The sequence below is a fragment of the Cohnella ginsengisoli genome, assembly GCF_029525555.1.
GTDB classification, from domain to species: Bacteria; Bacillota; Bacilli; order Paenibacillales; family Paenibacillaceae; genus Cohnella; species Cohnella ginsengisoli.
The window spans coordinates 1024905-1048709 of record NZ_JAPDHZ010000002.1 but is presented as its reverse complement, the minus strand read 5'-3'; the positions used below and the strand labels follow the sequence as shown (position 1 = coordinate 1048709).

Genomic DNA, 23805 nt, shown 5'->3' with positions numbered 1-23805 from the left:
ATCGAGCTCCTTTATATTTAGGATCAGGTTGTCAGCAAATCGATTTCATAAGCGCTTAGCGTGAGCTTGCCGTCGTACTGCGCGCCGGACAGCAGTCCCTTGCCCGGACGCGCAAGCGTCACCGTCCGGTCTTCGCCGGTCGTGTTCACGTACAGCGTCGAGCCGTCTTCCAACATGCGCGCCGCGACGCCGGGCGGCGTGGCCGGTCCGGGCTCGATGCCGAGCGAAGCGTACAACGACGCCAGAAGCGGCTGGAGGATCGCGGTGCTGGCGGGGACGGCGACATAGATCGCTTCGCCCTTGCCGTACCGGTTCCGCGTGATCGCGGGGGAACGCTCGAGCGTGTTGACGAAGCTGGCCGCCGCGCTGGCCGTCCTCGTCTCGACGATCTCGTAATAGTCGATCGGCGGCTCGTACTCCCGCTCCCCGAAGGCGACGATCGGTCGTTCTCGCTCCAGGCGCAGCTCGGTTTTCTCCAGCCCGCCGGCGTTCTCGCTCGGCGTATGGCTCCGCGTGCGCACGAACGCGCCGGCGCGGATGCCGAAGACGTCGCTTAGCGCGCCCGGCAGCGCCGTATCGAACACCTGATTGTGCGCATTGACTTTGGCCGAGTAGGCCGTCATGACAACCGTGCCGCCGCGTTCGACGAATGCGCGAATCGTCGCGGCCGAAGCGTCGTCCATCATGACATGTCCGGGAACGACGAGCAGCTTGTAATTCAGGCGCAGCTCGCGCAGATTCACGATATTGCAGTCTAGATTGGCAAGCTCGAGGGTCTCGTAAGCTTGTAGCACCTGGTCGGTATAATCCGTCTTGTAGTAGCTCGGGTTGCCGGCCGCGACCTTGAGACTCTCGAAGGAATAGGCGATCGCGACGTCGGGCGTAACGCTGCGGGGGAGACCGCGCTCCTTCAGCAGGCTGAACTCCTCCGCGATCTGCTTGAATTCGCCATACTTCCAGCCTGGTTCGCCGTCGTGGTCGACCAGGCCGAATACGTACTGCTCTTCGCCGCCCAGCATGGAGCGCCACGTCCAGGCGCAAACGGCTTGCGCCCGGTGAAGAAGCGACAGATACGCATACATGCGCATCGCTTTGCGCGGCGAGCCGTACCCGCCGAAGTCGCCGGTCTGGAATTCAAGACACCAGATCGGCCTGCCGAGCTCGCCGATTCGATGATCCATGAAGAAGCAGGCCGCAGTAAGCGCCCGCCTGTCTTCGGGATTGGTGCCCGGATAGAAGCCGATGCCGGGCAGATCAATGATGTCGCCGTATTGCTTCAAATAGTCGAAGCCGTAGCCGGGGTTTTCGGACCAATGATTCGTCGTCTCCCTGGCGGACGGCGCAAGCCGTTTGACGAGGCGGCTCAGGCCATGCATAAAGGCCAGCGTCTCGTCGGAATAAAACCGCCACATGTCCAGCAGCCGTTCCGGGGCTCCCTTGATCGAGCCCGAGACCGGAAGCGCGACATCGCGGAAGCTGTTCAGTTTGCGGGACCATCGCTGCGTCGCCCACGCGCGGTTGAGACGGTCGACAGTCCCATATTTGTCCGCCAGCCAGTTCTGGAAACGATCTCTTGCAGCGATCGAAAAGGAAGGGGAGCCCGAGCCGAATTCGTTGCACAAGCCGAACGCGTAAAGGGCCGGATGGTCGCGATAACGAACGATGAGCGTCTCGGCGAATTTGTAGGCGTATTCCTGGAAGACCGGATGGCCGACGTCTTCCATATAGCGGGTCAGCGCTTCCATCCGATTGCCGCCGGCGTCCGTCAGATCGATCTCCGGATATTTTTTATGCAGCCAGGTCGGCGCCGGCCTCGTCGCGATGTCGAGCACGACCCGGATGCCGGCCGCCGCGAACAGGTCCATGACCTCGTCGAACCATTCAAAGGTATATTTTCCCTCGGACGGTTCAAAGCTATCCCAGCACAGGTGGCCGAGCCGAACCATATTAAAAGAGGCCTGCTTCATCAGGTCGATATCGCGCTGCCACCGTTCCCGCGGCCAATCGTGCGGATGGTAGTTCGTGCCTGCATATAACAACTTTATATCACCGCCATATAAGAATTTTGAAATATGAAAGTAATCATAATCTTAAATTTTTCCGCAAGAAATATAATATAAATCGCAATGATATAAGAAAATGAAGGTTTTTGATATCGACCAATAAAGTGATATAAATCTCTCTTTTTTTGATATATATCCGCTTTGCGCGCCGGCGCTATACTACATCATGAATCATCAAAAGGGAGGCCGTTGCATGAAAAAGAGCTTCAAGAAAAAGTCGTGGGCCGCGCTTGCCGTCGCCGTCGCGATGCTGTCAGCCGCAGGCTGCAACGCAAAATCGAACACGGCGGCGAATCCGTCTTCGGGCGAGGCGTCGCAGACCGCGGGAGCCAGCAGCCAGAGCGCGCCGCAGGACGTCACGATCTCGCTCGGCCGCGTGGTCGGCTCCGACAACAAATTCAAAAACGGCGAGACGATCGAGGATAATGTTCACACCAGGTGGGCCAAAGAAAAGTTCGGCATCGACTTCAAGGTGGACTGGTCGGTCGGCACGGGCGAAGCCTATACGACGAAGCTGCGCCTGCTGCTGAATTCGAACGGCAAGCTGCCCGACGTATTTACGCTGAACGATCCGACGCTGGAAAACCAGGTGGTCGATTCAGGCAAGGTCATGGATATCACGGAAGCGTTCGATCAATACGCTTCGCCGAGACTCAAGGAGCTGTACGCCCAATATCCCGAGATCTGGAATACCGTCTCCTATGACGGCAAGCATTACGGACTGCCTACCTTTAATGCCAACAGCTCGTTCAGCGTGCTGTGGATCCGTCAGGACTGGCTGGACAAGCTGGGCTTGCAGGCGCCCAAGACGATCGAGGATATGGACAAGGTCATGGACGCGTTCGTCAACCAGGATCCCGACGGCAACGGCAAGAAGGATACGATCGGCTTGTCGCTGTCGCTGAAAAAGGGCGTCAGCGCGGTAAAGGATACGTTTATGGTATCCAGCGACTTCCTGTTCGGGCATACCGCCGTGCCGACATACTGGACGGAAGGCGCAGACGGCAAGCTGCAGTACGGCTCGATTCAGCCGAGCGTCAAGCAGGGACTGGTCAAGCTCAGCGATTGGATGAAAAAAGGTTACCTGGACAAGGACGCAGGCGCGATGGACGAGTCCAAGGCGGCGGAAAGCTTCGTCCAGGGCAAATCGGGCATGGTATTCGGACCGACCTGGATGGCGACCTGGCCGTTTAACGCGGATATGAAGTTCGATTATAAGGCGGTGCCGATCCCGGCGGGAATCGACGGGCAGATGGGCTTCGGCAGCGAGCCGCAATCGTCCGTGCGCTTCTACTTCAACAAGGACTTCAAGCATATGGACGTGTTGTTCCAATATCTCGACGCGATCATGGGTCCGGGCTTCTACGATCCGTCGTCGGAATTCGCCAACGGCTGGGCGGAAGGCTATGACTATACGATGATCGACGGCAAGCCGGTCTACGATTCGGATAAAATTCCGGGCGGATTCGTCGACGTCAAGAAATATACGATATACGGCAACGATATTCAGACGCCAAAAAAAGGAACTCGAAGTGATGGCCAAGCTCGGCCGAGGCGAAGCGCCGGAAACGCCTTACGAGAAGTACTTCGCAGCGAGGCCGAAGAAGTGGGCGGAAGCCGCGGCCGTGCTGGAAACTTATCTGGACAAGGCTGCCGTGTACGATCAGTTTACGGGACCGCCGACGCCGACGATGGCTGAAAAGGGCGAGCTCCTGCGCAAAATGGAAAACGAAACCTTTTTGAAAATCATCTACGGGCAGGAATCCCCCCGATTCGTTCGACAGCTTCGTAAGCAAGTGGAATTCGTCGGGCGGCGAGAAGATCACCGAAGAAGTGAACGCGTGGTTCGATTCGGTTAAAAAATAACAGGCTTTTCCGGTGGCAGGCCTTGCGGTGCAATCGACGCGTAAGGCCTGTCGCCGTTGGCCCAAAAAAAGAGGCGATACGGGATGCGTGAAGGGAGAAAAAGCAGCGTGAGGCTGGCTCGCCAGCTGCCGCTTCATCTGCTCATATTGCCGTCGGTCGTTTGTTTGCTCGTATTCAACTACGCGCCCATGACGGGGCTGCTGATGGCCTTCAAGGACTACAAGGCGCGGCTTGGCTTTTGGGATTCGCCATGGGTCGGCATGAAGCATCTTCATTATATGTTCACCTATCCAGACAGCACGCAGGTGATTTGGAACACGTTTTTGATCGCATCGCTCAAGATCGCGGCCAACGCCGTGGTTCCGATTTTGTTTGCGCTTCTGCTGAACGAAGTGCGCGCGCTTTTCTTTAAAAGGTCCGTGCAGACGCTCGTCTATCTCCCGCATTTTCTTTCATGGGTCATTTTGGGCGGCATATTGACGGACATTCTCGGCAACAAAGGGATCGTCAATCAGCTGTTGTCCGGCATCGGGCTCGATCCGGTCTTTTTCCTCGGAGACGGCGACTGGTTCCGGTTCACGGTCGTCGTCAGCGACGTATGGAAGGAATTCGGCTTCTCTACGATAATCTATCTGGCTGCTTTGACCGGCATCAACCTATCGCTCTACGAGGCCGCCGAGATCGACGGGGCCACGCGCCTCAAGCAGACGCTGCATGTCACGCTGCCCGCGCTCGTACCCGTTATTTTGGTTGTCGGGACGTTGTCGCTCGGCAATATTTTGAACGCGGGCTTCGATCAAATATTTAATCTGTACAATCCGCTCGTGTATCGCGAAGGGGACATTATCGACACGTTCGTCTACCGCGTCGGACTGATGAACGGCTCTTTCAGCTTTGCGACAGCCGTCGGCTTGTTTAAATCGGCAGTCAGTTTCGTGCTGATCGTGGCGGCATACAGACTGGCTTACCGGTTTGGCAATTATCGGATCTTTTAAGAAAGGCGGCTGATGATATGTATCGCAATACATTAGGTTATCGCTGGTTCTCCGGCTTCAATACGGCGCTTTTGGCCGCGATCGCGGTACTTTGCATCCTGCCGCTCATTCACGTGGCTGCGGTATCCTTCAGCTCCAGCTCGGCCGCGATGGCCAATCAGGTTTATTTCTGGCCGGTCGGCTTCTCGGCGGAGGCCTATGCGAGAACGCTCGCCAATCCGCTGTTTTTGCGGTCGCTCCTGCTGTCGGCGGAGCGGACGGTCGCCGGCACGGCGCTGTCCATGATCCTCGCGGTGTCGGCGGCATTCGTGCTGTCGCGTTCGTTTGCGGGCAGATCGTTCTATTCCTGGTTTTTCGTATTTACGATGCTGTTCAACGGCGGCTTGATCCCGACCTATCTGGTCGTGACGAAGCTTGAGTTGACGAACACGCTATGGGCGCTCATTCTTCCTTCGGCCGTCAACGTGTACAACACGATATTGATGATGCAATTTTTCAAAGCTATTCCCAAGGAGCTCGAGGAGGCGGCCTATATCGACGGCGCAGGCTATATGCGCTCGCTGACGCGGATCTATCTGCCGCTGTCGCTGCCGTCGCTGGCTACGCTGTCGCTGTTCGCGATGGTGTGGCACTGGAATTCCTGGTTCGACGGCTTGATCTACATGACCGATTACCGCCAATACCCGCTTGCGACGTTTCTCCAGACGATTATTCAGAGCGGAGACATGCGCAATACGAATATCGATCCGTCCCAACTGCAGATTCTATCCGAGAGAACCGTTCGGTCCTCGCAGATTCTCATCGGGGCGCTCCCGATCTTGCTTGTGTATCCCTTTTTTGCAGCGGTTTTTCGTGCACGGGTTGACGATGGGCGCCGTTAAAGAATAAAATGGGCGAAAAATGCGGGAGCCGAAGCGAATGAGCCACAAAGAACGCAGTCTCTTCTCCAAGCTGGTCGGCTCTCTGATTTTTTTGCTGCTGCCCGTCCTGATCCTCTCGGTTTATTCCCACAGCATTAACGAGAAGGTCATGACCCGGCAGATCAAGCAGTCGAGCATCGGACAGCTGTCGACGCTCGCCGCGCAGATGGACAACATCTTTATGCAGCTCGAGACGTTCTCCCGCGTCTTGCTCCGGGACCCGAACGTCATCGAATTTCAGGATATGTCGCTGCTGAACTACAGCGATTACGAGCAAATCAGCCGCAAAAAAATCATTCAGGACAAGCTGTACCTGCAGGTCGCTTCGACGGACTGGACGCAGGAGGTCACGGTATATTCGCCCCGGACGGGTCAGACGATCTCGACCGCCCGCGGCAAAACGTACGATCCCGTGCGCCTGCGGAAGCTCTCGGAGGGCGGCTGGAATTTTCCTTCGGCAGACGACGGCGCAGGGAACGCGCCGCAGCTATCGCTCGTCACGGTCGAGCCTTACGAAGCGGAAGCGGACATGTCCAAAGCCAATTCGATCGTCGAGATCAGCTTCGACCGGAACAATATCGTGCGCATGCTCAATATGTTCGAGGCGCAGGGAAGCGGCGACGTGCTGTTCTACAAACCGAATGCCGCCTCGCTGGCGTCGAGCGCTTGCCCGCCGGCGTTGCTCGCGGAAGCGATATCCGCGCTCGGGACGGCGCGTTTGTCGCCGCAGGGCGACATCACGCTCGCCGCGGGCGGGATTTCTTATTTGTTGACGTATTCCGAGGTGGCGTCCTTGCAGGGGTACGTGGTCAATCTCGTTCCGTTGTCCGACATTTTGACGCCGCTGCGGACGACGAATCGTTTTTCCTATCTCGTATACGCCCTGCTGCTCATCGTCGGCATCGCCGTGGCCTGGGTACTGTACCGCAACGTCCAGGTGCCGCTGCGCGAGCTGGTCAAAGGCGTGCAGAAGATCAAGATGGGACAGTACAAGTCCCGAATTCCGCTGAAGGTCAACAATGAATTCCGGCTTATCATCTCCCGGTTCAACGAGATGGCGGACGAGATTCAGCGGCTCATCGAAAACGTGCTGGAGCAAAAGCTTCATGCGCGCGAGGCCGAGCTCAAGCAACTGCAGTCGCAAATCAATCCCCACTTCTTGTACAACAGCTTGTCCTATATCATCAACATGACCAAGCTGGAGAGAAAAGACGCCGTGCTGGAAATGGCCTATCATCTGTCCGATTATTACCGGTATTCGACCCGGGTTCAAAACCAGCAGGTCAAGCTCGGCGAGGAGCTTAAAAATGCGGCCGACTACCTGAGCATTCACCGGATGCGGATGAATCGCATCCGCTACGAGATCCATGTCGAAAAGGACATGCTTGAGCTTAAAGTTCCGAGGCTTATCCTGCAGCCGATCGTGGAGAACGCCCTGATCCACGGCATCGAAGCGCTGGAAGACATCGGCACGATCGCGTTAACGGGCCGGCGGATCGACGGCGCCTGCTCACTGTCCGTGGAAGACAACGGCGGCAAGATGACGGCCGAATCGCTCAATCGCTTGAACCTGCTGCTCGCAAGTCCGCTCGACGAGCGGTCGGAGAGCTGCGGACTCGTCAACGTGCATCGGCGTCTTCGGCTTCGGTATGGCGCCGAATCCGGCTTGCGTCTGTCCATCAACGCCGAATCCGGCCTGAGGGCGGAGTTGTATTGGAGAGAGGAGGAGGAGCCGCATTGAAGCTGTTGATCGTGGACGACGAAGAGCATCTCGTCGAGAGCATGACCGAGAGCTTGCCCTGGTCCGAAGTCGGCGTCACGAATCTGAGCGCCGCGTATTCGGGCAAGCAGGCGCTTCGCGTCATGGAACAGGAGCCCGCGGATCTCGTCATTACCGACGTTCGCATGCCCGGCATGAGCGGCATCGAACTGATCGGCGCGATCAAGAGCCGATGGCCGCGCACGGTCTGCATGCTCCTGACCGGCCATGCGGAATTCGAGTATGCGCAGGAAGGGCTGAAGCACAAGGTATCCCATTACTTGCTCAAGCCCGTCAAGGACGAGGAACTGCTGGCCAACGTCAGGGAGGCGATCGAGGGACTGCTCGCCGAACAGGAGCAGATGCGCGCCCTCGTGCAGTCGCAGGCGATGGTTCATCGCAACCGCCCCGTCCTTCGCGCCAATTTGTTGAACAATCTGATCCAAGGCCGTCCGTGGCACGATCGCAAGCTGGCGGAGGAGCTGGCGCTTTATGACATACCGGTTCGCGTCGGCGACGAGACCGCTTTGATCCTCGTCCGGATTGAAGACAGGGAGCAGCGTTACGGCATATCGGATATGCCGGTGATGGGCTTTGCCGTCGCCAATATCGTGGAAGAATTGCTGGGAGACGGCTACGGCAGCTGGAGTTGCGAAGATCTGTACGGGCACCTGCTGTTCGTCGTCCGGCATAGCCCGGAGCAGGAGCATGCGGAGCCGCTTGAGCGGCTCGCGGACGAGGCGAGACGAATCGTCAGCCGGCTGCTGCGTTTGACCGTATCCATCGTACTGTCTCCCGCGGGCGTTTTTCCCGACAGCCTGGGGGGAACTGTACCAGCGCTGCGTCGCTACGATCCGCGCGCAGATCGGCTCCGATAGCGACGTGGTCGTCCGGCTGGGCGAGGACCAGGCTAAGGCGTCTCCCCACATCGTCGCTTCGTTATATACGCCGCCCCTATTCGCGCACCTGCTCGAGGCAGGCAGCTGGTCCGCCGCGAGGGAGAAGCTCGAAGCTATATTCGGGGAGTGGAGAGCCAAATACAGCGGCTCGGGCGAGCATCTGTCCGAGATCGAATATGCGCTCAAGGCGGCGTTCTCCTATTTCGTGCACAAAAACGGAAGGATGCTGGCGGACTATCGGCTTCATCAGGCGTCGGATTTCAAAGGAATCGGCGAGCTTTCCTATTGGGCTTTGGGCATGCTCGACAAGCTGCAGGAAGAGTTGAATGCGGAGATGTCCGAATCCCGTCATTCGCTGGTCCATCAGATTCAGCGTTTTCTTCAGACGCATTTGTCTGAGGACGTGTCGCTGCAGGCGATCGCCGATCAGGTGTACATGCACCCGACGCACGTGTCCAAAGTGTTCAAAAAAAGAGACCGGCGAAAATATATCCGACTACGTGCTCCGGCTGCGAATGGACAAAGCCGTCTTTTTGCTGAAGGACAGCAAATACAAAATTTACGAAGTGGCGGGACTGCTGGGCTACAAAAATCCGACGTATTTTATCAAAGTGTTCAAGGACCGCTTCGGGGTAACGCCGCAGGAGTTCAGGGAATAAATGCAGGCCGGGAAGACGGTACCGGACTCATACGCCGCGATTTCGTAAAAAGCGGGCTCCTGTCGAGCATTTTGGACTGGCGGACGTTAAGAAACTCTGCAGCCTCGCAAAAGCAACGTTACAGTGAAGCCGCGTTACTGTAAGCGAGAAATGCGCGGCTGCAGAGGTAGGATGAGCGGCAGAAGCGTCTGTAAGCGATAAAAGCACCGTTGCAGCGAAGCCGTGCTACTGTAAGCGAGAAATGCGCGGCTGCAGAGGTAGGATGAGCGGCAGAAGCGTTTGGTGGCGATAAAAGCAACGTTACAGCAAAGCCGTGCTACTGATGGCTAAAAAAGACACGCATTCCCGAAATAACGGCGCCTGGGTCCGCGAGCGGACCGCAACAGCCTTTGGAACAGAAATAAGGGGGTCCATAGACAACTACCGCACAAGTTCAAATGCAGCGATCAATCCTTGCGCGATCAGCTCGTTAGCGAAAGGACCGGGGTGGATGGCGTCGTCGAACAGCAGCTCGACATCGACGAGCCCGCCCCGGACGGCGTCTTCGAAAAAGCGATGAAATTCGATCAGCCCGAACGATCTCCGGGCGCAGAAGCGGCGAACGGCCTCGTAGTAGTCCTCGTAGGAGAGGGGGAGAGGAAGGCGCGCCTTCGAAGGCGATGCCGCGTTCGCCGAGCGTCGTAAACATCAGCACGTCGGTCCGCCGGCCGCCGTCGGGGTTAAATGGCCGTTCAGGCGCAGCGCGAGCGTCTCCAGCGCGGCTTCGAAGTCGCGGATCGGCGTCTGCCTTAAATATTCGTTGACGACAGGCGCCTGGATGACGGCCAGCGCCGGCTTAAAGGCGACGTAGCGGAGCAGCTCGTCCAAGTGGCCGTCTGGGCCGTCGTTAAAGCTGGCCGTGCCGTCGCCGAGCCATTGGCCGACCGTATGGCCGCCCATCGCAAAATTGCGAATGCGATTCAGATCGGGGATGACCCCGCGCAAGACCGCCTTGCCCCCTTGCGGTTTCCCGCACCTCGAATTCGGCGCCGATTCCCGCGTTCCGTTCTCCCGCGTTCCGTTCTCCCAACGTTCGGCCGCCAGACGAAAAACGACTTCGCCCGTTTGCTTCATGCCGAAATCGATCGCGTACACCCGCTCCTCGGCGACCGGCGCATACGTATCGATAAAGACCGTGGCGAAGCCGCCCCCCTTGCCCGCTCCGGGCGCGTCAAGCGCCTTCAGCATTCCAGCCTCGACCAGATACAATTTCGGATAACTGAACGGCGTCAAGCTGCGCGAACTGGAGACGAAGCAGATGAAGCAGCTTTACGTTCGCGAGGAACCTGCTCGATACGTCGACGCTGTTGTCAGCGATGAAGCCTGCGGTATTGCTCGGGCGTTTTTTGTTCGAGTCGGCGGAACGTCGATACGAAATGGCTGGCATCGAGAAAGCCGACCTGGACCGCGATGGATTTGATCGTCAGATCGCCCGGACCGACGAGCTCTTCCTTCGCTTTTTGAATGCGCAGATGGATTAAAAACTGGTAGGGACTCATGCCGGTCGCCGCGCGAAAAAGATGATTCAGATGCTGGGGACTAAGTCCGGCGAACCTGGCCATATCCTCCAGTCCGACTGCCGGATCGCGATACACCTCCTCCAGGTAGCGCATCAGCGGCAGCAGTCGCTCGTGGTAGTGCGACAGCGAACGCATATTGTCGGCGCGGCCGAATTTTTTAATATCCGTCAGGAAGCGGTACAGCATGACGGAGCTGTCCAGGCCGGCGAATCCGAAGGGAGCGCCGGCTATTTTGCTTGCCTTTTTGTGCACCCTCGCCAGCGGCGACGACGGTTCCCAGCTGATGACCGTCGACTCCGCCAAGTCCAGCGTGCCAAGAATCGCGCCGATGTGCGCGCCTCCGAACGTGACGTACCAGGTGGACCACGGATCGGTCAACGGCGTGTAAAAATGCGGAACGTTCGGCTTCAGCAATAGGCCTTCATTGGCCGACAACGTGATCTTTTGGCCCGAAAAACGGAATTCTCCCGCCCCGGCCGTCGTATGCAGCCAATGGTAGCAGTGATAGCCGTCGGGACGATCGAACTCGCTTTCGCCTTCATTCCATCCGAACGCCTCGATGTACATCGGCAGTTTTTTTGTCCAGTTGGGTCAGCATCATCTGTTTGCGGTAGTGTTCCATCGGTTGCCTGCTTTCATTATTTTATATGCTCCATTGATTATAACAGATGAGCCGCCGCTCGAATGCCCCTCGTCGCCAACGCCCGCTCCATTCCGGAGGCGGTCTTTTGTCTGACCGCCATACGCCGCATAACCGTATCCGCGATTTTACAAAGCTATTGTTCCGATTGCTGAAAGCGTTTATATTAGCGATACGGCGGATTGCCCCGCATGGCCGAGCGCGCGTTCGCCAGTCGGCAGCCCTTCGATCTTCGCGACGGGAATGATACGATGAGCTTCATGAAGCGTTTTACGCGATTTTTTCACAACTGGAGCGTCATCTACAAGTTTGTCGCCATTTACGTATCCATTTTGCTGGTGTCGCTGGCCGTCACGGGCTATATGCTGTACCGGCAGGCCGCGAATTCGGCCATCGAGCAGGCTCAGACCGTGTTGGAGCAAAATCTGCTGCAGACGAAGGAGAGCATCAAAGAGAAGGTGGCGATGACGGAGAACATCTCCCAGATCATCGCGTTCGACTCGCGCATGCAGACGTTTCTTGACAGCGATTTCATGATCGAAAGCATCCAGCTTCAAGACTACCGCGACAATATCGCGCCGATTCTGGACAATATCATGAGGCAGAATCCTTATATTCATTCGATTCATGTCTATATGGGCAATCCGACCATCCCGGAGCTGTACGGCGGGTACGACGGCTTTTACGGCATGAAGCGGATTCAGGACGACCCGCAGTATCGGCCTATCCTGGAAAACCATGCGCTCCGTTCGGCATGGCGGGACCTGCACAAGGAGAAGGTGCTGCTTGTAAGGCCCGATCTGACCGCGACCGCGGACGTGCTGTCTTTCAACCGGAAGGTGTACTCCATCCGCAACTATGAAGTCGCCGGGATGGTCGAAATCGAAATTACGGCTAAAGAGCTGTTCAAAACGCTGGTGGATTCGGTCTCGACCGATATCGGAGACGTATTCGTCGCGGACGGCGGCGACCGGATCGTATCCGAAAACGTGCCGAACGCCTATGGAAAGCGATTGGAGCAGCTGGACCTGACCGGCCTGCCCCTGGACGTCAGCGTCAACCGGATCGCATCGGTAGGAGGCGAACGTTCCATCGTCATCTCGATCCCGCTCCCGGGTCCGGGTCTGCGGGTCGTCGGCGTCTTTCCCCTCGCCCATGTGCTGGACAAAGTGTACGAGTCCATCCGTACGACCATCGTGGTCCTGGCCTTGGCGCTGCTGCTGCTCAGCCTATTAGTCTACTATGTCACGGCGAAGCTGCTCTCCCGCATGAAGGTGCTGCTGAAGGCCATGAAGCAAGTGCGGGAGGGGTCGCTGGACGTGTCCGTGCCCGTCGTCTGGAACGATGAATTTTCGCAGATGGCGCTGAGTTTCAACCATATGACCGAACGGATCCACGGGCTCGTGGAGACCGTCTACAAAGCCGAGCTTCTGGAGAAGGAGGCGGAAGTCAAGGCGCTGGAGTCTCAGATCAACCCCCCACTTCCTTTACAACACGCTGGCGACGATCTCTTGGGTGGCGCGTAAGGCGAAGGCGCCGGAGGTCGTCCGCATCTCCGATTCGCTCGCGAAGTTCTATCGATTGGTGCTGAACAAGGGCAGCTCGGAGACGTTGATCGGGAACGAGTTGGACATGGTCAAGGCGTATCTGGCGATCCAGAAATTCCGCTTCGAAGACCGATTCGATGTGATTTTCGAGGTGGACGAGCGGGTCAGAGAATTCATTACGGTCAAAAACATCCTGCAGCCGCTCGTCGAGAATGCGCTCGTACACGGCATCGAGCCCAAGCGGGCGCACGGCACCATCTTCATTAAGGCCAGGCTGGAGGCGGAGCAGGTCGTGCTGCAGATCGTCGACGACGGCGTCGGAATCGGCGGCGACCGCTTGCGCGAGTTGAAGGAGGGCCGGCCGGTCGACTCGCAAGGCGGCGGGTACGCGCTGGCCAATATTATGGGACGTCTGCGCATGATGCACGGGGATCGCCACAGCCTGGAGCTGTTCAGCCGTCCGGGTATCGGAACGGTCGTTACGATCTCTTTTGCGGCAAGGAGGAGGACGGACATTGCTTAAGATGCTGATCGTCGAGGACGAGCGTTGGGAGCGGGAAGGACTCGCGGAGCTTTTTGATTGGCCGACGCTTGGCATCGGCACCGTCGAGACGGCTTGCGACGGCATGGAGGGCCTGGAGAAGGCGACCGCCATGGAGCCGGATATCGTGATTACGGACATCTCGATGCCCGGCCTGAACGGTATCGAGATGGCGAAGATTATCCGCAGGGAGCTGCCGGACGCGCGCTTCGTCGTGCTGACCGGCTACGACGATTTCGAATATGCGCGCGACGCGATTCGGTTCGGGGTCGTCGACTACTTGCTCAAGCCGATCGACGAGGAGGAGCTGCGCGCGACGCTGGCCCGGATCGCGATCGACTGCGAGGAGGCCGCGCGGCGGCGCGGCAGCGAAGAACAAGGGCGCAAGGCTCGCGAAGAAGGACGGCGGGCATCGCTTAGAACGGCGTTGGCCGCCCTGCTCGCCGATCGGGATCCGGCCGGGGAAGACGCCGCGGTCCTCGAAGAAGCGCTGGCCGAAGCAGCCGGCGGGCCGGCTCCCGAAGCATTCGGCGTTTGGATCGTCCGGGCGCCCGAAGCATCGGGCCGACCGGACGCCGTCTTCTTCGAGGAGCGAGCGGAGCTGGCGCTTCGGCGCCCCGCGATCGCATATATGTCCGGGGAAGGCGCTGTCTTGGAAGCCGCGATTCTATTCGGCCTTCGAGCGGAAGAGACCGGGTCTCAGCGCGAGCTCGCGACGCGGCTGCTTCATGACCTGTCTGCCGGACAGGCGCCGTCGCCGGACGGCGGGTGGACGGTTGCGGTCGGCGGCACCGCGACGGCGCTGCCGGCCGTAGGCGAATCGTACCGGGAGGCGGCCAAGGCGCTTCGGTTCGCCGTATGGAGCGGACGCAAGGGCGTGGCGGAAGCTGCCGACGAAGAGACGGAGCGGGCGCGTTTTGCCGCGGAAGCGGAGACGTTAGACCGCCGTTTCAAGGAGCTGGCGAAGCAGGTTCGCAGCAGTCTCGGCAGCGGCGACGAGCGGGCGGCGGAGGAGACGCTGGACGAGCTGTTTGCCCTCGTCGCCGCGTATCCGGGGGCAGGCCGCGCTTACGCAACGAGCCTGCTTGGCGGGCTCGTCGAAGGTTTGTCGACGCTTGCGTCTCCCGCCGCGTCGACGGCGGGAGGCGAGGATGGATACGGGTTCGAGGCGCTGCTCTCGAGCGAGGGACAGCTTGAACTTCGCGTTCGCATGCAGACCGCCTTGCGCCGGATTGCCAAGATTCTGCGCGATAAGCGGGAGAACAAAGACGACTATATCGTAGACCGGGTCCTTCGGCTGATCGAGGAGCGGCACGGCAACCCGAGCCTGGGCCTCGCTTATCTCGCAGGGGAAACCTTCGTCTCGCCCAATCATCTCGGCGCCACGTTCAAGAAGAAAATGGGGAAAACGCCGACCGAATATATTCAGGATTACCGGCTCGCCCGTGCCGAGGAGCTGCTGCGATCGACGGGGCTGCGCGTTTCCGCCGTCGCCGAACGCGTCGGCATTCCGAACACGTCCTACTTCGGCACGCTGTTCAAAAACGCTTACGGCATGACGCCGGGCGAATACCAGGAGATGACCCGGCGGTGAAGAGGTCCAGGCGCCTTTTTTTAGGCACCTGGACTTTTTTGTTTCGACGATTCCGTTTTACGAAAGCATTTTACGACAACGTCGTTGGATTTTGATATTCGTGTGGATTTTTTGTATATCGATAGGTTGATAGCGCTTTCTATAATGGGAGTACACCATAACCCAAGTCAAAGCGGAAAGGAAGAAAGCCATGAGCAGTATACCCGCCAAGCGCAGCCTGACGAAGCGGATCTGGTTGCAGCGGTATCTGATGATCCTCACGCTCCCGGCGATCCTTTGGATGATCCTGTTCAACTACGTTCCGATGTACGGCATCATCATCGCCTTCCAGGAATACACGCCTTTCAAAGGATTCATCCATAGCGACTGGACCGGCCTCGCCAACTTCAAGGAGCTGTTCGACGACCCGACGTTCCGGGAATCGCTGTCGAACACGTTCAAGATCAGCGTCGCGAAGCTCGTCTTCGGTTTTCCGGCGCCCATCGTGCTTGCCCTGCTGTTAAATGAACTCGTTTTCAAACGCTTCAAGCGCGTCGTACAGTCGCTCACTTATTTGCCCTACTTCGTGTCCTGGGTGCTTGTCGTCGGCCTCATGTATACGCTGCTCGATCCGGATACGGGCGTGCTCGCCAAACTGCTCGTCAAACTCGGCCTTATCGGCGACGAGACGATGCTGATGGGCAGCGCGCATTCCTTCCTGGCGCTCGTCGTCATCACCGAGATCTGGAAAAATATCGGCTGGAACTCGATCATCTATCTGGCGGCGATCGCCGGCATCGATCCGCAGATGTACGAAGCCGCCGTGATGGACGGCGCCAACCGCTTCCAGCGGGTATGGCACATCACGCTTCCCGCGATTAAACCGACCATCATTATCTTGTTGATCCTGTCGATCGGAGGTCTCGTCAACTCGAACTTCGATCAGATGTATCTGATGCAAAACTCGATGACCCAGGATGCGGCCAACGTGCTGTCCGTCTATTCCTACAAGATGGGCCTCGTATCCGGCCGATTCTCGTACGGTACGGCCGTCGGATTGTTTCAGTCGCTCGTCGCGTTCGTGCTGATGTACCTCGCCAACTACTCGTCGCGGAAAATAACTAAAGAAAGCTTGTTTTAGGAGGAAAGCCGATGTTGACCTCGCGAAGCCTAAGCGGAAAAACCTTCGACGCATTCAACGCGTTGTTGATGATCGCCCTGTGCGTCTGCACGCTGTATCCGTTCTACAATATCCTCGTCACCTCGTTTAACGATCCGGCGGACGCCGCCCGCGGCGGCATTACGTTCTGGCCGCGCGAATTCTCCGTCGAGAATTACAAGGTCGTTTTCCGGGACGACAGCATGATCCGGGCCTTTATCGTCACGATCGCGCGAACGGTCATCGGCACGGCGGCCGCCGTGTTATTCACGGGCGCGTTCGCTTACGGCATTTCGAAATCCGAGCTGGTGGGACGCAAGCTGTTTCTCATGATGGCCATCGTTACGATGTATTTCAGCGGCGGCATTATTCCCTACTACCTGGTCGTCGCGAAGTACCTGCATATGAAAGGCCACTTTCTGGTTTATATCATCCCGAATTTGTTTAACGTTTTCAACGCGATCATCATGCTTACCTTTTTTCGTGCGCTGCCCAAGGAGATCGAAGAATCGGCGAAAATCGACGGCGCCAACGACCTGCGCATCTTCTTCCAATTGGTGCTGCCGGTCTCCAAGCCGGTGCTGGCGACGGTCGCGCTGTACAACGCCGTCTTCCACTGGAATGCCTGGTACGATGCGATGCTTTTCGGCGGCGAGAAGCTGCTGACGCTGCAGCAGATCCTGATGCAGATCATCAGCTCCAATAGCAACGTCAGCCTCATCGCGAGCCAGCTTGGCTTAGGTTCGGTCACGGCCGCCTCGCTGAAGCTGGCGACCATGGTCATCACGACGCTGCCAATCGTCTTTACGTATCCGTTCGTGCAGAAATACTTCGTCCAGGGCGTCATGATCGGCTCGGTCAAGGGATGAATTGGCTTTACCAAACTTTCGGCTTAACCGGCTTCGGCCGTTCAAAGCATAGAGCAAGCTCGATCTAGCTCATCATTTCAAGGGAGGTCGCATCATGATAAGAAAAGGAATCCAAACAGGCGCCGCGGCGGTGCTGTTCGCCGCGATGCTGGCAGGCTGCAGCTCGAACAACAACAATGCAACGCCGAGCGCCGGCGGATCGGCAAGCACGAGCGCGCCGAGCGCTGCCGCAAGCGCAAGCGCTTCCGCATCCGGCTCGTCCGACGCTTCGCAGCCGGCATGGAAGAAAGATACGTCGCCGTTTACGTTTACGCAATACTTCTACGGCAACTGGGCGTCCAACTATCTATGGAAAGATCAATTCGCCATGAATCTGGTGAAGCAGAAGACGGGCATTACGATCGACCGTAAGCTGGCGACCGGCAGCGACGACGATTACCTGAACACGATGATCGCGGCGGGCGACCTGCCCGATACGATTATGCTCGACTGGAACAACCCCGCCGTCACGAAGCTGATCCAGAACGGCATGGTCTACTCGATTGACGAGCTGGTCGACAAATACGCGCCGGAATTCAAATCGCAGCTCGATCCGGACATGGTCAAGTATCATTCCGTTGACGGCAAGCTCTGGTATTTGCCGAACCTGTACGAGACCGAAGATCGCCTGACCAGCGGCGTGCCGATCGTGCCGATCCGCCCGTGGTTCATCCGCTCCGACATTTATAAGGCGATCGGCAGTCCGAAGATCGAGACGACCGACGATTTGATGAACGCGCTTAAAGCGGCGAAGGAGAAGTTCCCCGACGTTAGTCCAGTCGGTCTCGAATTTTTCGACGTCGCCCAGAACGGCTTCCACGGCAGCAATTCGATGGATTACCTGATTTATTCCTTCTCTCCTCATCTGTTGGAGGAACAGGTCAAGGACGATCAGCAAATCGTGGAATACCCGATGCGCAACAAGGGCTTCATAGACGCATTCCGCTATCTCAATCAGCTGTTCCGCGGCGGCCTGCTGGACTCGCAATTGCTCATTTACAAGCAGGAGCAGTACGAGGAGAAGCTGTACGGCGGACAGTACGCGGTCGCCTCCCAATTCATGACCAACATGTACACGATGTTCAATCCGAAGATCCAAACCGCGCTGGGCAAAGACAAGACCTATACGGTGCTTGACGGCTTGAAGGCGAACGGCCAGGATCCGCGGTACCCGGCGAGCCGCCTGATGGGCTGGCAAGGCTTCTTCATTACGAAGAACGCCAAAAATCCCGAGCGGATCATCAAGTTTGCCGAGTACGCCTGGTCGGATGAAGGACAGCTCGACATGCGGTACGGCACGGAAGGCGAGACGTACGATATGGTGGACGGACTGCCGAAGCTTAAGACTGATATTTTGAACATGAAGCTGAACGACAACGCCACGTTCAATTCGAAATACGGCTTCGACGATTCGACGCTGCTCTGGAGAGCGGGCAAACAATGGGACGACGCTGCCGCGCGCGACCTGAAGGAAAGCCAGCCGGAGCAATACGACGCATCGGTGCTGTTGTCCAAGTACGATTATGACAGCTATTCGCTCGGCATGGAGAACCTGGAGCCGGACGGCTCGTCCCAAGAGGGCACAATTAATACGAAGGTGAAGGATTTGTGGAACAAGACGATTCCGAAGCTCGTGATGGCGAAGTCGGACGATGAGTTCAATGCCGCTTATGACGCCTTCGTCAAGCAGATGGACCAAGTCGGCGCGCAGAAGGTCGAGAAGGTCATGTACCAGCGCCATATGGCCGACCTTCAGAAGAAAGGCCTGAAGTAAGCAGTAGCCTGCTACTTCCCCCCAACGGATAAACTTGTTGATTAACATGTAAAAGGGGCTCGAATCCAGATCGGTCAAGCCGTTCAAGTCGCCCATCAGATCGGCGAACAGGAAGGGCAGCAGGCCGATCGCGAGCGCGGCGACGAGCATCCCGACCGTTAAGCTCCGTACCAAGCGGCTCCATGAGATCATGAGGTTCATCTCCTTCTCTTTATTCTGCATACGTCGAAGAAGCGATCGCCCCGGCTGGGGCGATCGCTTTTCTCTTTTATATGACAGCTTCCCGTTTCTTGAAAAACGTCTTCAGCGCGTTATATACCTCGGACTTTTCCCGGATGACGTAATAGAGGAATTGCTGATGGTCCAGATGCTTGTAAGCCGACATCAGCGTGCTCGAGCGATTGTATTGGTTGACTTCCCCATAGCCGAAAATGTTGGCGCGATTCAGCAGCTCCTTGATCAGCCGCACGCAGCGCTCGTTGTCGCTTGTCAGGTTGTCGCCGTCCGAGAAGTGAAAAGGGTAGATATTGTAGCTCGACGACGGATATCGGCTGTCGAGAATCTCGAGCGCCTTGATGTAGGCGGACGAGCAGATCGTGCCGCCGCTCTCCCCGCGCGTGAAGAACTCCTCTTCGGTCACTTCCTTGGCTTCGGTGTGATGCGCGATGAAGACAATTTCCACCTTCTCGTACTGCCGCCGCAGGAAGCGGGTCATCCAGAAGAAGAAGGAACGCGCGCAATACTTTTCGAAGGAGCCCATCGATCCGGACGTATCCATCATCGCGATGATGACGGCGTTGTTCTGCGGCTTCACGATCTCTTCCCACGTCTTGAAGCGCAGGTCGTCCGGCGAGATGCCGGCGATCCCGGCCCGTCCGTCGCGGGAATTGCGCCTCAGGTTCTCGAGGATCGTCCGCTTCTTGTCGATGTTGGACATGATGCCCTTGCGCCGCACGTCCGTGAACCGGATCTCGGTCGATTCGATGATCTCTTTGTCTTTGCGCTTCAGGTACGGCAGCTCCAGCTCTTCGAACAGCAAGTTCTCGAGCTCCGCGATCGAGATTTCGGCTTCGACGACGTCCTCTCCCGGCTCGCTGCCCGCGCCTTCGCCTTTGCCGCCTTTCGCCGCGGGATCGGTCCCGAGCACGTCGCCTACCTGGCTGTCGCCGTCCCCCTGCCCCACGTGTTTCTTCTTATTATGATTGTAAACGATATGGTATTCGTCCATGCTGCGAATCGGGATCTTGATGATCTGCTTGCCGTTCGACATGACGATGTTTTCTTCGGACAGCAGGTCGGGCAGGTTCTGCTTCAGCGCCTCGCGGACTTTTTTCTGGTGACGCGACTGGTCCTGGTAGCCCTTGCGGTGAAGCGACCAATCTTCTCTCGACAAAATAAAGGACGGCTTGTTCACGATTTTTCGCACCCCTTTTCGGCCTTAGCTCCGGTATGCATTTAATATATTCGGCTCCGGCCATACGATGTGTGCGAATTGGAGCGGCGTCCGCGCGAGCTGTTTGATTTTCCGATTCTGGCTCGCATACAATGGGGTAAAGGGATGAAAAAGAAGGTTTTGAATCATCATGAAAATGATGACAAACGAAAAGGAGCGATGAGACGGGTGAAGGACACGATCGATAAAATGATCTCGCTGGGATTGGGCGTCGTCGTCGCAAGCAAGGAGCAAATCGAGAAGACGGTCGACGAGCTGGTGCGAAAAGGAGAAGTCGGGCGCGAGGAGTCCAAGGGGCTGGTCGACGAACTGCTGCGCAAGGGCGCGGAGGCACGGAGCAAGATCGAGTCGATGGCCCAGGAAAAGGCGAGCGCCATCCGCGGGGACGGCCGGTTCGTCACGCGCGAGGAGCTGGCGGCGATCCAGCTGAGGCTCGAAGCGCTCGAAGAGAAGATGCGTCAGGCCGAGATGCGTCCGTCCGAGATGTGAGCGCGGTGCCCTTATGAGCGCGGGAAAAAGGCTACGGCAGCTTCGGCGTTACCGGACGATCGCGGCGGCGCTCGCGCGCAACGGATTCGGCTACGTGTCCGACGAGCTCGGACTCGTCGACAAGCTGGCGATCTTCCGCGTCGCGGAGCGCAAGGATATCAAGGCGAAAAGCATCGGCGCCCGGCTCCGGCTTGCGCTTGAGGAGCTCGGCCCGACCTTCGTGAAGCTCGGGCAGCTCGCCAGCACGCGGCCGGATCTGATCCCGGTTTCGATTTTGAAGGAGCTCGAGCAGCTGCAGGACCAAGTGCCGCCCTTCGCCTTTGCGGAGGCGGCCAGGATTATCGAGCGGGAGCTTGGCGCCCCCGTCGGTGCCTTGTTCGCCGAATTCGACGAGACGCCGATCGCGGCCGCGTCGATCGGACAAGTCTACCGCGCGGTGCTGGCGGATGGGACGCAGGTCGCGGTGAAGGTACAGCGGCCGGGCATCGCGGCGCAAATGGAGACGGACCTCGAGATCCTGGCGGATCTGACCCGGCTCGCCGAGCATCGTCTCGATTGGGCGAGACAGTATCGGCTAAGGGATATGGTCGAGGAGCTGGCGAGGGCGCTGCGGACCGAGCTGGACTACGGCGCGGAAGCCCGCAACGGCGAGCGGTTCGCCCGGATGAGCGAGCGGTGGGCGCATGTCGAAGTGCCGAATATTCATTGGGACTTCTGCTCGAAGCGCGTCCTGACCATGGATTACATAGAAGGGATCAAGCTGTCCGACCGGGCGCAGCTGGACGCTGCGGGAATGCCCCGGCGTCTGCTCGCCGAACGCTATGCGGAGACGATCTTCGAGCAAGCGCTCGTGGAAGGCTTTTTTCACGGCGATCCGCATCCGGGCAATGTGCTCGCGCTCCCGGGCGGGCGGCTCGCGCTGCTCGACTTCGGCATGGTCGGACGGCTGACCCCGACCGCCAAGCGCAACTTCGCCGCCTTCGTGATCGCGCTCAAAAACCAGAGCACGAAAGGCGTGGTCCGGGCGATCGGCAATATGGGCGTCATCCCCGAGTCCGCGGACGAGGAGCGTCTCTACGCCGACATCGACGAGATGAGGGAGAAATATTACAAAGTCCCGTTCAATCAAATCTCGATGGGCGAGGCCGTGCAGGACCTGTTCGCGGTCGCGTTCAGGCATCAGATACGCGTACCGACCGAGCTCACGCTGCTCGGCAAGTCGCTGCTCACGATGGAAGGCGTCGTGTCCGCGCTCGAACCCGGCTTCAGCATCTTCGACGTGGCCGAGCCGTTCGGCAAGAAGCTGCTGCGCGAGCAGCTGAATCCCGCGCGGATCGCCAAGGCGTGGATCGAAGAAGCGCCCGAGTTCGTGGAGCTTATCCGCGACGTGCCGGCGGGGCTACGGCAATGGTCGTCGCTCGTCCACAAGGGCCGCGTCCGCGCGGAGGTCGAGATCGGGAACCTTGACGCGATGACGCGCAAGCTCAACCGGATCAGCAACCGACTGTCGTTCAGCATCGTGCTGCTGGCCCTCAGCATCATCATGGCGGGGCTCATCATCGGCGCCGCGCTCGGACATGCGGAGACGACGATCTGGCGATTCCCCATCATCGAGACGGGATTCGTCATCGCCGCGCTCATGTTCGGCTGGCTCATCTACGCTATTATTCGTTCCGGGAGATTTTAGGTTCGTTTAATACGATCGCGACGGCTGCGATGCCGATCGCGATTTTGTTGTGCGCCCAGTATGGGCGTATTTATAGGGGAAAGTCCCGAATGGCGAAGGGAGCAGTAGTCATTAGCTTAAGACAAGGGTGTCGACCAAGAGTTCGAATCTGAAGGAAGTCGGCGGCAAACGTCTTCCTGATTATTTGGTCACTTGGACAGCTTTTCTGAGGTTATGGACCCAAATTCCGAAGCCGACCCATGTTTTGGAGCCGGTAAGGCCCCTGTACCGGCTTCGACCAAGGCCGTACTTGCGTTTAAGCAAACTGATTTTCGCTTCGCCCGCCGCGCGATAACGCTGCAGATTCTAAAACCAGTGCTGCTTCTCGTGTTCGGTTCTTTTCTTGCTTTTCTTACCGCGAGTGGGCATGCTGACGCGAGCGATGCCAAAGGTTTCGGCTGCTTTCTGATTAGCGGCGCTCGCGAAACCCCGGTCGGTTGCCACGGCATGCTGGGCCTTGCCGAACTTGGCGATGTGCTGCTCAAGAAGTAATGGTTGATGACCGAATGTTTATTACCAAAGCATATCAAAGGCATTAATCAATCCTTTGGCTATGAATTCGTTGACAAATGGACTGGGATGCATGGCATCGTCGTAAAGCAGATCATGATCGATACCGGCAGCGACGGCATCCGCAAAATAACGTTGAAAATCGATATAGCCATAGCCGAATTTCAAACAGTAGCGATGGATCGCTTCATAGTAGGATTCATAAGAAATAGGTTGGGATTGAGCCCCCCCTATACAATATGTTTTGATCGCCAGGCGTTGAAAAAATCAGGGCGTCCATTTTGCGGTCATTGTCCGGATTTAAATGACCGTTCAATTTTTCGATCAGGCGTGTAAGTTGATCTAGAAAGACAGTTAACTCCGTTTGACGCAAATATTCGTTTACGATAGGAGCCTGAATGATGGCGAGCGTTGGCGTAAATGGAACATAGTCCAGCAGTTCGTTCAGATGAGGATACGATTCGTTATGAAAGCTCAAACTTCCATCGCCGAGCCATTGACCTGTCGTATGCCCACCCATCGCAAAGTTGCGAATTCTGTTACCCTCAAACACCATCCCTCGCATCCACACAGAGGGACCTTCAAACATAAGATCTTCGAGCTCGGTTGCAACAGCCGCGGTATGTGCGCCAGCAAGCCGAAGCGAAATGATGCCCTTTTGCTTTGTGCCGTAGTCAATGCAGTAAACATATTCGCAGATTGTTTCCGCATAGGTGTCGATGACTACAGTACCGGGATGAACGATTTCCACGTCGGGTTGCATGG

21 protein-coding genes and 1 pseudogene are annotated in these 23805 nt (G+C 57.7%); 15 read left to right on the top strand and 7 right to left on the bottom strand.

Features of this window, described 5'->3' with window-relative positions; genetic code table 11:
* Positions 1-23: 23 nt before the first annotated feature.
* On the bottom strand, positions 24-2039 hold the full coding sequence (locus OMP38_RS05200; RefSeq protein WP_277564162.1) for a beta-galactosidase: 2016 nt from the start codon (positions 2037-2039) through the stop codon (positions 24-26).
* A 217-nt stretch (positions 2040-2256) separates the two neighbouring features.
* Between OMP38_RS05200 and OMP38_RS05195 the strand changes: the two genes are divergently transcribed.
* From OMP38_RS05195 to OMP38_RS05165, 7 genes are all read left to right on the top strand, one after another.
* Positions 2257-3762, top strand: a complete 1506-nt coding sequence (locus tag OMP38_RS05195; protein ID WP_277564161.1) for an extracellular solute-binding protein — start codon at positions 2257-2259, stop codon at positions 3760-3762.
* Between the two features lie 250 nt (positions 3763-4012).
* Entirely contained in the window at positions 4013-4924 is a 912-nt protein-coding gene (locus OMP38_RS05190; RefSeq protein ID WP_277564160.1) for an ABC transporter permease, read from the top strand.
* 17 nt (positions 4925-4941) lie between these two features.
* Entirely contained in the window at positions 4942-5805 is an 864-nt protein-coding gene (locus OMP38_RS05185) for a carbohydrate ABC transporter permease (protein ID WP_338130407.1), read from the top strand.
* A gap of 37 nt (positions 5806-5842) precedes the next feature.
* A complete protein-coding gene (locus OMP38_RS05180) occupies positions 5843-7585 on the top strand; it encodes a sensor histidine kinase (protein WP_277564159.1) in 1743 nt (580 codons plus the stop codon).
* Entirely contained in the window at positions 7582-8481 is a 900-nt protein-coding gene (locus tag OMP38_RS05175; protein WP_277564158.1) for a response regulator, read from the top strand. Before OMP38_RS05180 ends, OMP38_RS05175 begins: the two co-directional genes overlap by 4 nt.
* Positions 8482-8485: 4 nt before the next feature.
* Positions 8486-9304 carry a helix-turn-helix transcriptional regulator gene (locus OMP38_RS36600; RefSeq protein WP_277564157.1) on the top strand — a complete coding sequence of 273 codons (819 nt, stop codon included), beginning with the start codon at positions 8486-8488 and terminating at the stop codon, positions 9302-9304.
* Between the two features lie 310 nt (positions 9305-9614).
* Positions 9615-9845: a hypothetical protein gene (locus tag OMP38_RS05165; RefSeq protein WP_277564156.1), complete on the top strand. Its 231-nt coding sequence runs from the start codon at positions 9615-9617 to the stop codon at positions 9843-9845.
* 3 nt (positions 9846-9848) lie between these two features.
* Here OMP38_RS05165 and OMP38_RS05160 read toward each other — a convergent pair whose 3' ends face one another.
* A complete protein-coding gene (locus tag OMP38_RS05160; RefSeq protein WP_277564155.1) occupies positions 9849-10388 on the bottom strand; it encodes a hypothetical protein in 540 nt (179 codons plus the stop codon).
* 122 nt (positions 10389-10510) lie between these two features.
* Complete coding sequence (locus OMP38_RS05155; protein WP_277564154.1) at positions 10511-11287, bottom strand: helix-turn-helix domain-containing protein; 777 nt, start codon at positions 11285-11287, stop codon at positions 10511-10513.
* Between the two features lie 264 nt (positions 11288-11551).
* On the opposite strand from OMP38_RS05155, the gene OMP38_RS05150 reads away from it, so the two are divergent.
* The 6 genes from OMP38_RS05150 (at position 11552) to OMP38_RS05125 (ending at position 18862) form a co-directional block, all read left to right on the top strand.
* Complete coding sequence (locus tag OMP38_RS05150; RefSeq protein ID WP_277564153.1) at positions 11552-12886, top strand: cache domain-containing sensor histidine kinase; 1335 nt, start codon at positions 11552-11554, stop codon at positions 12884-12886.
* A complete protein-coding gene (locus OMP38_RS05145) occupies positions 12876-13430 on the top strand; it encodes a sensor histidine kinase (RefSeq protein ID WP_277564152.1) in 555 nt (184 codons plus the stop codon). The genes OMP38_RS05150 and OMP38_RS05145 overlap by 11 nt, the downstream gene beginning before the upstream one ends.
* Position 13431: 1 nt before the next feature.
* Entirely contained in the window at positions 13432-15042 is a 1611-nt protein-coding gene (locus OMP38_RS05140) for a response regulator (protein WP_277565172.1), read from the top strand.
* Positions 15043-15232: 190 nt separating this feature from the next.
* Complete coding sequence (locus tag OMP38_RS05135; protein ID WP_277564151.1) at positions 15233-16162, top strand: ABC transporter permease; 930 nt, start codon at positions 15233-15235, stop codon at positions 16160-16162.
* An 11-nt stretch (positions 16163-16173) separates the two neighbouring features.
* Entirely contained in the window at positions 16174-17049 is an 876-nt protein-coding gene (locus OMP38_RS05130) for a carbohydrate ABC transporter permease (protein ID WP_277564150.1), read from the top strand.
* A 94-nt stretch (positions 17050-17143) separates the two neighbouring features.
* Positions 17144-18862 carry a type 2 periplasmic-binding domain-containing protein gene (locus tag OMP38_RS05125; RefSeq protein WP_277564149.1) on the top strand — a complete coding sequence of 573 codons (1719 nt, stop codon included), beginning with the start codon at positions 17144-17146 and terminating at the stop codon, positions 18860-18862.
* 268 nt (positions 18863-19130) lie between these two features.
* On the opposite strand, the gene yhbH is transcribed toward OMP38_RS05125, so the two are convergent.
* Positions 19131-20276 carry a sporulation protein YhbH gene (gene yhbH, locus OMP38_RS05120; RefSeq protein WP_277564148.1) on the bottom strand — a complete coding sequence of 382 codons (1146 nt, stop codon included), beginning with the start codon at positions 20274-20276 and terminating at the stop codon, positions 19131-19133.
* A gap of 207 nt (positions 20277-20483) precedes the next feature.
* On the opposite strand from yhbH, the gene OMP38_RS05115 reads away from it, so the two are divergent.
* A complete protein-coding gene (locus tag OMP38_RS05115) occupies positions 20484-20804 on the top strand; it encodes a phasin family protein (RefSeq protein WP_277564147.1) in 321 nt (106 codons plus the stop codon).
* A gap of 13 nt (positions 20805-20817) precedes the next feature.
* Entirely contained in the window at positions 20818-22491 is a 1674-nt protein-coding gene (locus OMP38_RS05110) for an ABC1 kinase family protein (protein ID WP_277564146.1), read from the top strand.
* A gap of 180 nt (positions 22492-22671) precedes the next feature.
* On the opposite strand, the pseudogene OMP38_RS05105 reads toward OMP38_RS05110, so the two are convergent.
* From OMP38_RS05105 to OMP38_RS05095, 3 genes and pseudogenes are all read right to left on the bottom strand, one after another.
* Positions 22672-23016: pseudogene (locus OMP38_RS05105) on the bottom strand (transposase); the annotation flags it as partial.
* A gap of 27 nt (positions 23017-23043) precedes the next feature.
* Entirely contained in the window at positions 23044-23208 is a 165-nt protein-coding gene (locus OMP38_RS05100; protein ID WP_277564145.1) for a hypothetical protein, read from the bottom strand.
* A gap of 31 nt (positions 23209-23239) precedes the next feature.
* Entirely contained in the window at positions 23240-23803 is a 564-nt protein-coding gene (locus OMP38_RS05095) for a hypothetical protein (protein ID WP_277564144.1), read from the bottom strand.
* Positions 23804-23805: the final 2 nt, after the last annotated feature.